10 protein-coding genes are annotated in these 13,071 nt (G+C 76.3%); 4 read left to right on the top strand and 6 right to left on the bottom strand.

Annotation, left to right across the window (positions count from 1 at the left end; genetic code table 11):
* Positions 1–72: 72 nt before the first annotated feature.
* Positions 73–1,707 (top strand): carboxylesterase/lipase family protein, encoded by a 1,635-nt coding sequence (locus KO717_RS01055; RefSeq protein ID WP_301363821.1) that lies wholly within the window; start codon positions 73–75, stop codon positions 1,705–1,707.
* On the opposite strand, the gene KO717_RS01060 is transcribed toward KO717_RS01055, so the two are convergent.
* Positions 1,691–2,362 (bottom strand): hypothetical protein, encoded by a 672-nt coding sequence (locus tag KO717_RS01060; RefSeq protein ID WP_301363822.1) that lies wholly within the window; start codon positions 2,360–2,362, stop codon positions 1,691–1,693. The two genes, KO717_RS01055 and KO717_RS01060, sit on opposite strands and share 17 nt — an antisense overlap.
* A gap of 225 nt (positions 2,363–2,587) precedes the next feature.
* On the opposite strand from KO717_RS01060, the gene KO717_RS01065 reads away from it, so the two are divergent.
* Positions 2,588–3,094 (top strand): RICIN domain-containing protein, encoded by a 507-nt coding sequence (locus KO717_RS01065; RefSeq protein ID WP_301363823.1) that lies wholly within the window; start codon positions 2,588–2,590, stop codon positions 3,092–3,094.
* Positions 3,095–3,170: 76 nt separating this feature from the next.
* Here the strand turns inward: KO717_RS01065 and KO717_RS01070 are convergent, their stop codons facing one another.
* Positions 3,171–3,905 carry an MOSC domain-containing protein gene (locus tag KO717_RS01070; protein WP_301363824.1) on the bottom strand — a complete coding sequence of 245 codons (735 nt, stop codon included), beginning with the start codon at positions 3,903–3,905 and terminating at the stop codon, positions 3,171–3,173.
* A gap of 44 nt (positions 3,906–3,949) precedes the next feature.
* Here KO717_RS01070 and KO717_RS01075 point away from each other — a divergent pair, with 44 nt between their 5' ends.
* Positions 3,950–4,435: an HAD domain-containing protein gene (locus KO717_RS01075; protein ID WP_301363825.1), complete on the top strand. Its 486-nt coding sequence runs from the start codon at positions 3,950–3,952 to the stop codon at positions 4,433–4,435.
* A gap of 30 nt (positions 4,436–4,465) precedes the next feature.
* Here the strand turns inward: KO717_RS01075 and KO717_RS01080 are convergent, their stop codons facing one another.
* The gene (locus tag KO717_RS01080; RefSeq protein ID WP_301363827.1) at positions 4,466–5,323 is read right to left on the bottom strand and encodes an alpha/beta fold hydrolase; all 858 of its coding nucleotides are present in this window, start codon (positions 5,321–5,323) and stop codon (positions 4,466–4,468) included.
* 113 nt (positions 5,324–5,436) lie between these two features.
* On the opposite strand from KO717_RS01080, the gene KO717_RS01085 reads away from it, so the two are divergent.
* Entirely contained in the window at positions 5,437–5,892 is a 456-nt protein-coding gene (locus KO717_RS01085; RefSeq protein ID WP_301363829.1) for a MarR family transcriptional regulator, read from the top strand.
* Here the strand turns inward: KO717_RS01085 and KO717_RS01090 are convergent.
* The 3 genes from KO717_RS01090 to KO717_RS01100 are packed head-to-tail and all read right to left on the bottom strand — an operon-like array spanning position 5,879 to position 13,022.
* The gene (locus KO717_RS01090) at positions 5,879–7,768 is read right to left on the bottom strand and encodes an SWIM zinc finger family protein (protein WP_301363830.1); all 1,890 of its coding nucleotides are present in this window, start codon (positions 7,766–7,768) and stop codon (positions 5,879–5,881) included. The two genes, KO717_RS01085 and KO717_RS01090, sit on opposite strands and share 14 nt — an antisense overlap.
* Complete coding sequence (locus KO717_RS01095; RefSeq protein WP_301363832.1) at positions 7,765–11,865, bottom strand: vWA domain-containing protein; 4,101 nt, start codon at positions 11,863–11,865, stop codon at positions 7,765–7,767. The genes KO717_RS01090 and KO717_RS01095 overlap by 4 nt, the downstream gene beginning before the upstream one ends.
* Positions 11,862–13,022 carry an ATP-binding protein gene (locus KO717_RS01100; protein WP_301363833.1) on the bottom strand — a complete coding sequence of 387 codons (1,161 nt, stop codon included), beginning with the start codon at positions 13,020–13,022 and terminating at the stop codon, positions 11,862–11,864. The genes KO717_RS01095 and KO717_RS01100 overlap by 4 nt, the downstream gene beginning before the upstream one ends.
* Positions 13,023–13,071: the final 49 nt, after the last annotated feature.

Genomic DNA, 13,071 nt, shown 5'->3' on the forward strand with positions numbered 1-13,071 from the left:
CACTCACTGCGCCATTCGGGGCGGGCAAACGGGGGTCTCCACCCGGGCCCCGAAGGGGAAAGGGCGTCGGCCGTGACCGACTTTCGCCAGTTCCGTCGCCGGTGGGCCCTGCTGCTGCCCGTCGTCCTGTTGCTCCTGGGCGCCGCGCCCGGTCCGGACCGGCCCGTCGTGGACACCGACCGGGGTCCGGTGCGGGGCCGCGGGCACGGCGCGTACGACACCTTCGAGGGGATCCCCTTCGCCGCTCCCCCGACCGGGCCGCTGCGCTGGCGGCTGCCGGAGCCGGCGCCGCGCTGGGAGGGCGTACGCGATGCCGGGGCGCCCGGTTCGCGCTGCGTGCAGCTGCCCGCGAGTTGGCCCGGCGGGCCGACCGGCTCGGAGGACTGCCTGTACCTCAACGTCACCGCTCCGGCGGGCCGGGCCACCGCCGGGGGCGGGGGCGGTCGGGGGCGGCCCGTCATGGTCTGGTTCCACGGCGGCGGCTTCTTCAGCGGCGCGGGCGACGCGTACCGGCCCGACCGGCTGGCCGCGCAGGGCGGTGTCGTGGTCGTGACGGTGAACTACCGGCTGGGCGTCTTCGGCCTGTTCGGCCATCCGGAGCTCGGCGGGGCGCCCGGTTTCGCCCTCGCGGACCAGCGGGCGGCGCGGCGCTGGGTGCGGGCGAACGCGGCGCGCTTCGGCGCGGACCCGGGCAACGTCACCGTATTCGGCGAATCGGCGGGGGCCCTCAGCGTCTGCGCGCACCTCACCTCCCCCGCTTCGGCGGGCCTGTTCCACCGGGCGATCGTGCAGAGCGGATCGTGCTCGACCACGGCGCCGCCGTGGTCCCTGCTGCCCGGCCTCGGCACGTACGAGCCCTTCGTGCCGGAGCGGCGCACGGTCGCGGACGGCGCCCTGGCGGCGGCCCGGCTCGGCTGCGACCGGCCCGGCGCGGTGCTGGACTGCCTGCGCGGACTGGACACCGACGTCCTGGCGACCGCCGAACTGATGCAGCGCTTCTCGCTGGTCTCCTACGGCAACAGCGTGCTGCCGCTGGAGCCCCGGCGGGCGCTGGAGGCCGGCCGGTTCCACCGGGTGCCGGTCGTCCAGGGCACCACCCAGGACGAGATGCGCCTCTTCCTCGCGCAGACCCTGGCGGCGTATCCGATCCCCGACGAGGCCGCCTACCGGGCCCGGCTGGAGCTGTCCTTCGACGCGCCGACCGCCCGTTCGGTGGAGGCGGACTACCCGGTGTCCGCCTTCGCCACCCCGGCGGTGGCGTGGGCCGCCGTACTGACCGATGCGTCGTTCGTCTGCCCGTCGCTGCGGGACGGCGCGGCGCTGGGCCGGCACGTGCCGGTGTACGCGTACCGGTTCAGCGACCGGGGCGCGCCGAATTTCACGGGGCAGCCGGAGCCGGCGGACCTGCCGTACGGCGCGGCCCACGGCTTCGAACTGCCCTACCTGTTCACGATCGCGCCGCTGACCGGACCGCAGCGGCAGCTCGCGGACCGGATGACCGGCTATTGGACCGGATTCGCCCGCACGGGCGTTCCGGCGGCGCCGGGAGCACCGCGGTGGCCGCGCGACCGGACTTCGGCCTCGGCCTCGGCCTCGGTGCTGTCGCTGGCGCCGGGGGCCGGCGGGATCCGTACGGTGGACGCCCGGGCGGAGCACCACTGCGCGCTCTGGGACGCGCGGTGGCCAGGGGTCACCAGGACTCGGTGACGTTCAGCCGCGGTCCCGTCGAGGTCTGGAGCGTCACCGTACCCGTGTCCCCGTAGACCTGGTGCCGCCAGGCGGCGAACACCTTGGCGATCGCGCGTGCGGCATCGCCCCGGCCCTTGCCCACTTCCTTGGTGGTGAAGGTGATCCTCGCCTCGCCGACCGTGCGCACCTTGCGGACGCGGACCTCCTTGATCACCTCGGAGTCCGGGTACCCGTCGTCGGCCTGGTGCTTCACGTAGTAGGCGGTGAAGTCGCGGGTCATGTCGAACCAGTCCGCCGGGCCGCAGGGGCCACCCCCGTTGGCCATCCGGCCGTCGGTCGGCGGGCCCACATAGGCACCGGTCTCCTCATCCGTGGGCGGACCCGCGTACCCGCCGGTCTGCTCATCCGTCGGCGGACCCGCATAACCGCCGGTCTCCTCATCCGTCGGCGGACCCGCGTACCCGCCCGTCTCCTCATCCGTCGGCGGACCGGCAGGACCGCCGGTCTCCTCGTCCGTCGGCACGTCGAGATCGCACTCCGCCGTGGCGAGCGTGGGTACGCCCGCGGGTGGCGCGGCCTGTCCCGCCCGTGTGGTCCCGCACGCCGCCAGGGCGGCGCACAGGAGTCCCGCCACCACCAGCCGCCCGGTCACGGACACCGCTGTCTTAGTCATGTCCATCCCCCCCTTCGGCCAGCAAGAGGCGATCGCGGCGGTCCGGGTTCCACCTCGCGGCCGCGAGCCGTCCCGCGCCGGCCCACCGCGCGGCGTCTCGGGACGTCCCAGGGGGCTCTGGGACAGGGAAACGGGCCCTGAGCTGGCTAGGTTCGCTCCTGACGCCGCCCGGCCCGGTCGGGCTCGTCCTCCGCCGTCGACACATCCTCGGGAATCCTCATGCGCATGCGCACTGCCGTCATGGCCACCGTGGCCGCCGCCACCCTCGGCCTGGGCCTGGCCGCGGCCCCGGCCCAGGCCGTCACGCAGAACAACATCACGATCAACATCTCGGACGGTCTCTGCCTCGACATCCCGCAGAGCAACCCCTACAACGGGCAGGTCGTCCAGCAGTGGTGGTGCAACGGCACCAACGCCCAGAAGTGGAACCGCGTCGACTTCGGCGCCCACTACTTCAAGATCCAGAGCGCCGCGTGGCCGCAGTTCTGTCTGAACAACTGGACCAGCGGCGGCGCTGTCGGCGCCGAGATCAAGCTCTACAAGTGCGACAGCAACGACAGCGCCTTCAACATCGTCGGTGTCGACTTCGGCAACTACTACCAGTTCCAGCCCAAGGCGGCGGCGAAGAACTGCTCGACGATGACGGGTCAGAACGTGGGCGATGTCATGCGTCTCGCCCCGTGCTCCGACAACGGCTCCAACTCGCGCTTCCGCCTGTTCCCCGTCTGGTAGCAGCCGGGGCGGTCCGGGCGGGCCCCGGTCCGGGACCGTACGGTCGTGCCCGGGCCGGGGACGCGCGCCGGCGCTCTCAGCCGAGCACGAGGCGGTCCCCGACCCGGGCCGTTCCCGGTGTGACGATGGTGGCGAGCGCGTCGAGCCGGTTGCCGTGCGCCCTGGCGATCGTCCTCAGGATCAGCGGCGAGTGCGGCAGGTCCTGCTGGGCCTGGTTGGTCATCACGCACCGCTCGCTGGAGCGCAGGAACGCGATACGGAGGGTGTCCCCCACGGTGGCCTCGCGCCCGATCCACTCGTCCTCGGAGAAGGGCGGGGTGCCGGGCGGGGTACGCACGAGGATGTTCGGGCGGAACCGGCGCTCGTCGACCGGAACGCCCGGCACCGCGCGGCGGATCCAGTCGAGGGTGGCCGTCGTGAGGACGCTGAGCGGCAGTTGGTCGAAGTGCGAGACCTCCCCCTCGCGGGCGAGCTCCACGTCGTCGCGGCCGAGGTGGGTGCGCAGGTACGCCGTGGGGTCGGCCACCATGTTCCCGTGCGGGTCGATCAGTTCGGGGGGACCGAGCTCCTGGGTGTTGCGCGCGTAGCGGGAGCTCAGCCGGAGCAAGCCGTCCATCCGCCGGAAGCGCCGGGTGTTCTTGCCCGAGCCGAACCTGCCTTCCGCGTCGCGTACGGCGAACAGCCGGTCGCCCACCAGGCCCCGCTCGTCGACGTCCACGCTGTGCAGGCGTTCGCCGCCCGTCGACTTGATCGGGTACCGCCACAGCCGCTCGATCACGCCCACGTTCCCCGCCACCGCCCCGACGTCCACCCATCAAGATCATTCTTCATGTGCACGAGGACTATCCTGGCCTCATGACCGGTTCCACCAGCCCCGTGCTGCTCTACCTCGATGTCGACGGACCGCTCATCCCCTTCGGGGGCGGCCCGTACCCGTCCGGCACGGACGACGAGGCGAATCCCCTGCTCGCCCGGGTCGATCCGGCGCTCGGGCCCCGGCTGGCGGCACTGCCCTGCGAACTGGTGTGGGCCACGACCTGGATGGCGGACGCCAACGCGTGCGTCGCGCCCCGGCTCGGCCTGCCGGAACTGCCCGTGGTGCTCTGGCCGGAACCCTCCGAGGAGGACGGGCGGGGCGGGGTCCACTGGAAGACCCCCGCGCTCCTCGACCACGCCGCCGGGCGGCCCTTCATCTGGGTCGACGACGAGATCACCGGCGCCGACCGGGACCATGTGGCCGCCCGCCACCCCGGCCGGGCGCTCCTGCACCGGGTCGATCCGGGGCGGGGCCTGACCGAGGCCGACCTCGGCGTGCTGCGGGCCTGGTTGGGCTCCGAGTAGCCGCCGGAGCTCACCGGGGATCACCGGGGATCACCGGCCCAGGACGGCCTTCAGCGTCTGCGCCGTGGCCCGGGGGAACGCGGTGTTCCCGTTGTGGCCACCGGGGAACCCGACCGGCTCCGTGCCCAGTCGCGCCGCCAGCGCCAGGGCGCAGCGGTAGGTGTGGACCGTCGTCCGGGTCGTCCGTCCCGTCGCCGCGATGATCCTCGTGCCGGCCCGTGCCGCGGCCCGTACCGGCTCTGCCGGGTCCAGGGCGTCCGTGGTGACGGCCGTGAACTCCGTTCCGATGAAGAAGCCGAAGTTGGCCCGGCGGCGCGGAGTCAGCGGCTGGGGGGTGAGGCCGTCCTCGCTCTCGTCGTGCGCCGGGTCGATGCCCAGGTGCCGGGCGATCGCCGGGAACGCCGCCGTCAGGCCCCCGGCCGCGTGGACGTCCTGGATGGCCGTCAGCTCGGCGAGGTGCTCGGCGCGGTCCGCCCCGGCCAGCAGGTTCGGCATCACGGGCTCGTGCGCGATCAGGGTGCTCAGCAGGCCCGGGTGGCGGGCGACGGCCTGGAGGCCGATCGCGGCACCCATGCTGAACCCGGCCATCAGCGCCGGATCGTCGGTGACCTCGGCGAGCAGCCGGGCGACGTCGTCCGCGTGCTCGGCCATGGTGACGGGCCCGGCGGGGTCGTGGAGGGTGCTGCGCGACAGGCCGCGCCGGTCGTACGTGACGACCGTGAAGGTGTCGGTCAGGTACGGGACGAGGTCGACCGTGCGGTCCGCGTCGCCCTCGCCGCTCTGGGAGAGGAGGAGGACGGGGCCGCGGCCCTCCACCCGGAAGTGCAGGGTAGCGCCGGGGACGGCGAGGGTGCGGGTGACGGCGGTGGTGGCGGCGGTCTTGGGCATGGCGTTCCCCCTTGCTGAGGTGTCACCGGCGGGTCCGGCTGACGACACGACAGTAATCCATCTCAATAGATGTATCAAGATAGATGCATCTATTGAGATGTACTCTGCTGCCCATGAACGGAGTCGAAGCGTTCCTCCTGGGACGCGCCCTCATGAAGATCGGCGAACAGGCGATGCCCCAGCCGAAGTCGGGACCGACGGGATCGGTCCGCTCGGTGGTCGTCGTCCTCGGCGACGTCGTCTCCCACCCCGGGACCACGGTCGGCGAGATCGCCGCGCGGACCGGCCTGCCGCAGAGTCAGGTCTCCACGTCCGTGGCCCGGTTGGAGCAGGCCGGCTCGGTCGCCACGGAGCCCGACCCCGCCGACCGGCGCCGCCGCCTCATCCGGCCCGCCGCCGAACCGTCCGCCCGGGTCGCCGAGGTCCGGGCCACCACCATCGACGACGCCCTCACCGCGGCGCTGACCGGCCCCGACGGAACCGCCCCGGACCCGGACACCGTCCGCGAGGTCACGGCGGCCCTGGACCTCCTGGCCCGCGTGCTGACCCCCGCCGTCAGCGCCCGCTGACCGGGGCGGCCGCGGGGGCCGCCGCCCAGGACGCGGCGATCAGACAGCGTTCCGCCGCCGCCAGGTGGGTGGCCGCGGCCAGCCAGGCCCAGGCGTAGCCGTCGGGCGAGGGGTCGGCCAGCCGGCCGAACACATCGCGGGGACGGCGGTCGGCCTCGGCGGCGAGCGCGGCGGTCAGGTCCGCCGCCCCGGTGAGCCCGGCCCGGCGCAGCGGGCCGTACGAGGCGGCGGCCAGGGACGCCGTGCCGCGGGCCGCCTCGGCGACGGCGCGGCGGCCGCCTGCGACCCCGGTCTCCAGGAGTCGGCGCACCCGCCACAGCGGGGAGTCGGCCAGCGGGTCCGGGCCCTCGGCCGCCGCCGGGGGCGGTACGGGGGCGGCGGCTCCCTGCGGGAAGTGCGCGCCCTGGAGGCGGTCGTAGCCGAGATCGGCCCGGCCCAGCCATTCCTCGGGCAGCCGCAGCGTGTACTCCGCGCCCGGCACCGGGCCCACGGCCAGGGGGCGCAGCGTAGCGGTGCGGTCCAGGTCGGGGCGGCCCAGGACGCGCAGCAGGAGCCCGGGGTACGAGGCGATGCGGCGCAGGTTCTCCGTGTGCGCCAGCTCCGGGTGCGGATGCGCGGGCAACAGCCGCAGCAGGGGCGCGTCGGGGCGCGTCTCGCGTACGAGGAGGTGTTCGCCGGCCGCGCCGACGACGGTGACGTCGCAGCCGAGCAGCGCGGACCCGGCTGCGTCCGGGGCGGCGAGCAGCTCGGCGACGGCCTCGGCGGCCGGCCGGGCGAAGAGCGGAGCGGCGGGCCGTTCGGTCCAGGCGATGCCGGGCAGCGGGGTCGCCCTGACCCCGCGTCCGGCGCCGAGCCTGCCTTCCGGGGAGACGGTCGCGCCGACGATGCGCAGGCCGCCGCGGGCGAGGCCGGCATGGTCGAGGGCGGCGCCGCCGAGGGCCACGGAAGCCGAACCGGCTCCTCGGGCGCGGGCCAGGCCGCCGGGTCGGACGTCGGAGACCGAGTAGGGGGTGCCGTCCGGCGCCAGCAGGTGGGTGACCACGCCGCCGTATCCGGTGGCGGAGAGGACGGGTTCCCGGCACAGGCCGTGCACCTGGAGGCTGCCGCCGGGCGCGTAGGCGCGGCGGGCGGTACCGGTCAGCGCGGGGTCGGCCGAGCCGGAGGCCAGCATCCCGGCGGTGTGGAGGAGCTCGCGGAAGGCACCGGTGAGGTCGCCGAGCCGCTGGCCGGCCCGGCGTTCGCGGGCGGCGCGCAGGCCGCGTACGACCCGTAGGGCGGCCGCCTCCGCGCGCGGCAGCCCGGCGAGGCGGGCGGTGTGGGCGGCGCGCAGCAGCTCGGCCTGGACCACCGCTCCCCCGGCGGTGACCCCGGCGGCGAGGGCTTCGGCGGCCGCGTGCCAGAGGGCGCCGGCGGCGCGCAGTTGGGCCGTGGTGAGTTCCGGAGCGGGCGCGGTGGTCCCGGCGGGCCGGACGGGTTCCGGGGACCCGGTGGGATCGGCGGACTCTGCGGACCCGGTGGGCTCTGCGGACCCTGCAGGACCGGCGGATGCGGCGGGAGCGGCCGCCGTGTCCGGCTCCGGCGGGCCGTCCGCGAGCGGGGCCGCGCCCAGGGCCGCGGCCCGGTGCAGGCAGCGGGGTGCCAGCAGGCAGCTGCACGTGGCCTGTTCCGCCGTGGTGATCGTGCCCGCCGGACCGGGGCTCAGCGTGACGAGGGCGTCCTCGCCGAAGCGGAGGGTGACCGTGCCGTCGGCCGCGAGGACGGCGCCCGCCGCGCAGCCCTCGGTGGCGGCGTCCAGCTTCTTGCGCAGGCGGGGGGTGAGGTTCTCGACGGCTTCGGCGAGCACCTCGGGGGCGACGGGCGGCAGTTCGGTGCTCAACGGGACTCTCCACGGAGGCGGTCGCCCACCCAGCGGGCGAGGGCGAGGGGACTGAGGGCGGCCACCGGCATCCCGGCCGCCACGAGTTGCCGCGCGACCGGGACCGAGTACCGGGGCGTCCCCTCGTCGTCGAGCGCGGCGCAGCCCAGCAGGTGGGCGCCGGAGGCGGCCAGCGCGCGGACCTCGCCGAGGAGCCCGCCGATCGGCGCGCCCTCCTCGAAGTCGCTGACCACGACGACGAGGGTGCGGCTCGGCACGGTGATCAGGGAGCGGGCGTGCGCGAGGCCGGCCGCGATGTGCGTGCCGCCGCCGACCCGGACCTCCAGCAGCAGGGAGAGCGGGTCCTCGACCCGGTCGGTGAGGTCCACCACCTGGGTGGAGAACGCGAGGAAGTGCGTGGACAGGGTCGGTACGCCGCCCAGCACGGCCGCGGTCAGGGCCGACCAGATGACGGAGGCCTCCATGGAGCCGGAGACGTCGACGACCAGGATCAGCCGCCAGTCGGCCTCGCGGCTCGCCCGGGTGCTGAAGACGGGCCGCTCCGGGACGACGACCACGCTGCCGTCGGCCCGGCGCCGGGTGTGCGCGAGGTTGGCGCGCAGGGTGCGGGCCAGGTCGAGCTTGCCGCCGGGCCGCCGGGTGGGGCGCGGCGTGGCGAGGCCGGACAGGGCCGGGCGCAGCCGGGTGGCGAGCTCCTTGGCGAGTTCGTCGACGAGCCGCCTGACCAGGGGCCGCAGCCGGGCGAGCTGGGCCTCCGGAAGCCCGCCTGCGAGGGACAGTACGGAGCTCAGCAGTTCCACCGAGGGCCGCACGGCCGCCGGATCGAGCTGGGTGAGGACGTCGGTGCGGCCCGCTTCGGCCGCTCCCGCCAGCACCTCCTCCCGTACATCGGCACCGAACAGCGCCTCCAGCTCCTGCGACCACTCCCGGGCGGTGGGGAAGGAGGCCTCCTGGCCGCCGCCCTGGCCGCGTCCCTGGCCGGGGTCGAGGTCGGAGGCGCCTTCGCCGCGCCCCGCTCCGTACAGCTCGTCCAGCGCGTGGGCGTAGCGGCGGGCGCCGGCCGGGAGCCGGTCCCGCTCACGGCCGAGCAGCAGCCGCCAGCGGTCGGCGGGGGCGAGCCGCGGGCCGTCGGCCCGGGGGGACGGCCCGCGCGGGGCCTCGGACACCTCGGCGGCCGGAACCGGAGTCGGCTCATGTGTCCCTGGCAGCGGGAGGGCCTTGAGGGCGGCGAGTCCGGCCGCGTCGGCCGCGGCCCAGAGGGCGAGCAGGGCGGGTGAGGCATCGAGCGCGAGGTCGATCCGGTCGCCGAGCCGCTCGGTGACGGTGTCGAGCAGCCGGTCCCGGGCGGCCGGTGACAGGGCGTCGAAGCCGCCGCGCAGGGCCGGGAGCCGGTCGAGGAAGTCCTGGTCGGCGAGGTGCTCGACGCGGTCGAGGAGCGGGGTGAGCGCGGCGGGCGAGGACTGCAGGAGGGGCCCCGCGGCGGTGAGCAGTCCGCCGAGCCGCCGGGTCAGGGCGCGCCGGCCGTCGGCGCTGCCCGCGCCGTCGATCCATCCGGCGGCGCGGCCTCCGAGCTCGGCGGCCGGGTCGAGGTCGAGCAGGACCCGTACGGCCAGGGCCGCGCCCTGCATCATCGGCGACGCGGTGGCGGCCAGGCCGGCGAGGGCGTCGTCCGTGCGCAGGCCCAGGTGGTGGGCGGCGGCCCGGTCGGCGAGGGCCACGAGGGCGGCCGCGTCGGCCGGGTCCTCGCTCCCGGCGAGGCCGGGCAGACAGCGCACGGCCGCTTCGAGGAGGTCCCCGGCGAGGTCCGCGGCGACGGTCCGGGCCGCGGCGGAGGTGCCGGGCAGATGACCGCGGTGGAGGGCCTCCAACAGGTCCAGGGCGTCGAGGAGTTCGGGCAGGGTGGCGGTCTGCGGCAGGGCGGTGGCCGCCTCGTGGAGGCGTACGTCGACCAGCTCGGGCAGATCGCACCGCGCGGCGGCGGCCAGCCCGGCGAGGATCTGCGCCGGGGTCGGCCCGCCGTCGGCGGCGGCGCGGCGGGCGGTGTCCCGCAGCGTGCCCGCGGCCGCCTGGGCGGCGGTGACCCCGCGCACCCCGGCGAGATCCAGCCGGGCCGGGACGGAAGGCGTCCAGGACAGCCGCCATTTGGTACCGAGGGCGGTGCCGTCGCCGGTGGCGGCGACGGTGAGGGGCTCCCCGTAGGAGGCGCCGCACACGAGGAGCCGCTGCAGCAGGACCTCGCGGCGGCCGTCGAGGGCGGAGCGGAGCGGGTCGAGGCGGATCTCGCGGGGTGCCGGGTCCTCGGGGGACGGCAGCCGCAGCGCGGCGAGTTCGGCTTCGACCGAGGGGCCGAGGCCGGAGCGGGGGGCGTGCGGGGTGATCCGGCCGCGGGCGGTGCCGACGAGCACGGCCTCGAGGGCGCGGGCCAGCGCCCGGCCGCGGCCGAGCGGTTCGCCCTGGCCGAGGACGGTGGTGACGGCTTCGAGGAGCTCGCCGCGGCCGGGCGCGGGCAGCGCGCGCAGGGTGGCGAGGTCGCAGGCGAGCCGCAGGGTCTCGGCGGCCTCGCCGGTGCCTGCGGTGTGCCCGGCGCGGCGCAGCTCCCGGCAGAGCCCGGTGACGGCGACGGAGGCGGCCTCGCGGACCCGGTCGGGATCCCCGGCGGCTTCGAGGACGGCCTGCTGCCAGCGGGGGTCCCGGATGCCGGCGGGGTACCCGGAACGGGAGTCGAGCAGGTCGAAGGAGTACGGCACGAACGAGGTGACGGCCGCCGCCGAGTCTGCGGCCGCCGCCCCGGAAGCGGCAGTTCCGTCGCGCCGGGGTCCCGGGACGACCGGGTCCGCCCCCAGGGCGGTGACTGCGTCGTCGGAGCCGGTACCGGAGCCGTGGGCGGAGCCAGGCCCGTGGCCGGAGTCCACGCCGGAAGCGTGACCGGGGCCGCAGCCGCGGTCCGGACCGACGGCGTCACCGGACCCGGAACCGGCGTCGGAGCCGCCACTTGGGGCGGAGCCCGAGTGGGAACCGAGGCCGGAGGCGGAACCGGAGCCGTGTTCGGCCGGCGATCCGGCGACGGCCGTGCCCGGGAGGGCCGGGGCGTGGAACGCGCCGATCACCGCCGCCACGCGGTGGCCCGCGGCGACCGCGTCGCCGATGACGCTCCGCATGTGGGCCTCGCGGGCCAGGTCCGTCGCCGGGACGGCGCTGCTGTCCGCGCGCAGCGCCCAGCCGACACCGAGCGCCGCACGGCGTACGGCCTCCGGCGTGCACCCCGGTGCGAGGACCTCGACGGCCCGGTCCCACATGTCGTCACCGTCGCGCCCCGTACCGGCGGCGGTCAGAGCGTCCGCGAAGGACCCGCCGGCAGGGGCGGTGCCCCGGGCCGGGGCCGTGGCCTGCCCGGAGCCCTGGTCCGGGAGCGCATCCCGGTCCCGGGCCGGGTCGGTAACCCCGATCGGGGCTGCGTCCATCGCCGGGGACGAACCGGGGTCCGAGACCGAGTCCGTGCCCGTGGCCGTGGCCGGGTCCGGGCCAGGAGCCGGTCGCGAACCCGAGTCCGGTGCCTGGCCCCGACCGTGCCCGGAGCCCTTGCCCGAAATCGAGTCCGTGGCCGAGGCCGCATCCGGGGTCCGGTCCGGGACCGGGGCCGGCGTCCCGGTCAGGGCCGGGGTCCGGTCCTGCGAGGCGGTGGCGTCCGGCGCCCCGGCCGGGGCCGCGGCCGGACCCGGGGGCTTCGCGGCCGGTTCGGTCCAGCCGCGGTCCGCCAGAGGGAGGTCGCAGCAGATGACGGCCGCGCCGGCCGCACGGGCCCAGCGGATCGCGGCCAGTTCCGGGGAGAAGTCCGCGAACGGGTAGAACGCCAGGCGGCCGTCCTCCCCCGTGCCCGCGAGGGCGACCGGGGCGACGGTCTCCGGGTCGGCGAGGTGCTCCAGCCAGGGCTGGAACTCCGCCGGGAGCTCGACGCAGACCACGTCGGCGCCCGAGGCGTCCAGCAGGGCCGGGACCACCGCGGCCAGCGCGGGGCTGTGGTGGCGCACCCCGATGAGGTACGGCTCACGGGCCGCGGCGAGGACCTCGACCGTGGCGCGCGGGTCGGTGTGCGTCAACGCAGGCTCCCGCGCAGGTCCCAGAGGCGGCGCCACATCGGCGAACCGTCCTCGGCGCGGCGCCGGACCGGGCCGTCCCAGTACCCCAGCAGGCGTCCGTGGTCGGCCGGGTCGTCCTTGCGTACGACGCCCAGCAGGTGCCCCGGCAGCAGGTCCAGCACGTCCCCGCCCGGCAGGTAGGCGGCGGCGACCCCGAGCGAGGCCGCCACCTGGACGGCCTCGGCGGTGGACATGACCGTACCGGGGCGCTCCACGTCCCAGCCCTCGGCGGAGCGGCCCGAGCGCAGGTCGCGGAAGACGGTGACGAGGGCGTCGAGCACGGCGTCGTCGACGCCGAAGGCGGCGCCGGCCCGCTGGACGGCGGCGACCGCCTGGCGGCGGATCAGGGTGGCCTCCGCGTCCGCGTCGGCGATCGGGGCGACGGTCTCGAAGTTGAAGCGGCGCTTGAGGGCGGCGGACATCTCCGAGACGCCGCGGTCGCGCAGGTTGGCGGTGGCGATGACGGTGAAGCCGGGGGCGGCGGAGACCACCGCGTCCTCGGTGGCGGTCAGTTCGGGGACGCTGAGCCGCCGGTCGGACAGGATCGACACCAGCGCGTCCTGGACCTCGGGCAGGCAGCGGGTGATCTCCTCGACGCGGACGACGCGCCCGGTGCGCATGGCGGAGAGCACCGGGGAGTCGACCAGGGCCTGCGAGGTGGGGCCCTGTGCGAGCAGCAGCGCGTAGTTCCAGCCGTAGCGGAAGGCGTCCTCGGTGGTGCCGGCCGTGCCCTGGACGGTGAGGGCGCTGGTGCCGCTGACGGCGGCGGCCAGGAGCTCGGACAGCATCGACTTGGCGGTGCCGGGCTCGCCGGTGAGGAGCAGGCCGCGCTCGCCGGCCAGGGTGACGACGCAGCGCTCCACGAGGGCGCGTTCGCCGACGAACTTGGGCGCGATGGCCAGCTTGGCGGGGAGTCCGGCGCGGCGGCGCCCCGGCAGCGCGAGCTCGGCTCCGTCGCTGCCGCAGACGAAGGTGACGACGGCGCGCGGGGTCAGAGCCCAGCCGGGCGGGCGGGGGCCGGGGTCCTGGGCGGCGAGGAAGGCGAGCTCGGCGGCGTGGCGCTCCTCGGCGGGCAGCACCTGTCGGGCGGCGGGGGCGGTTTCTTCGGTGACGGTCATCGGGTCCTCTGGAAGGTGTGGCGGGAGGTCGGTGCGGGGGCGCGGCGCA

The sequence above is a fragment of the Streptomyces xanthophaeus genome, assembly GCF_030440515.1.
In the GTDB taxonomy this organism is placed as follows: domain Bacteria; phylum Actinomycetota; class Actinomycetes; order Streptomycetales; family Streptomycetaceae; genus Streptomyces; species Streptomyces kutzneri.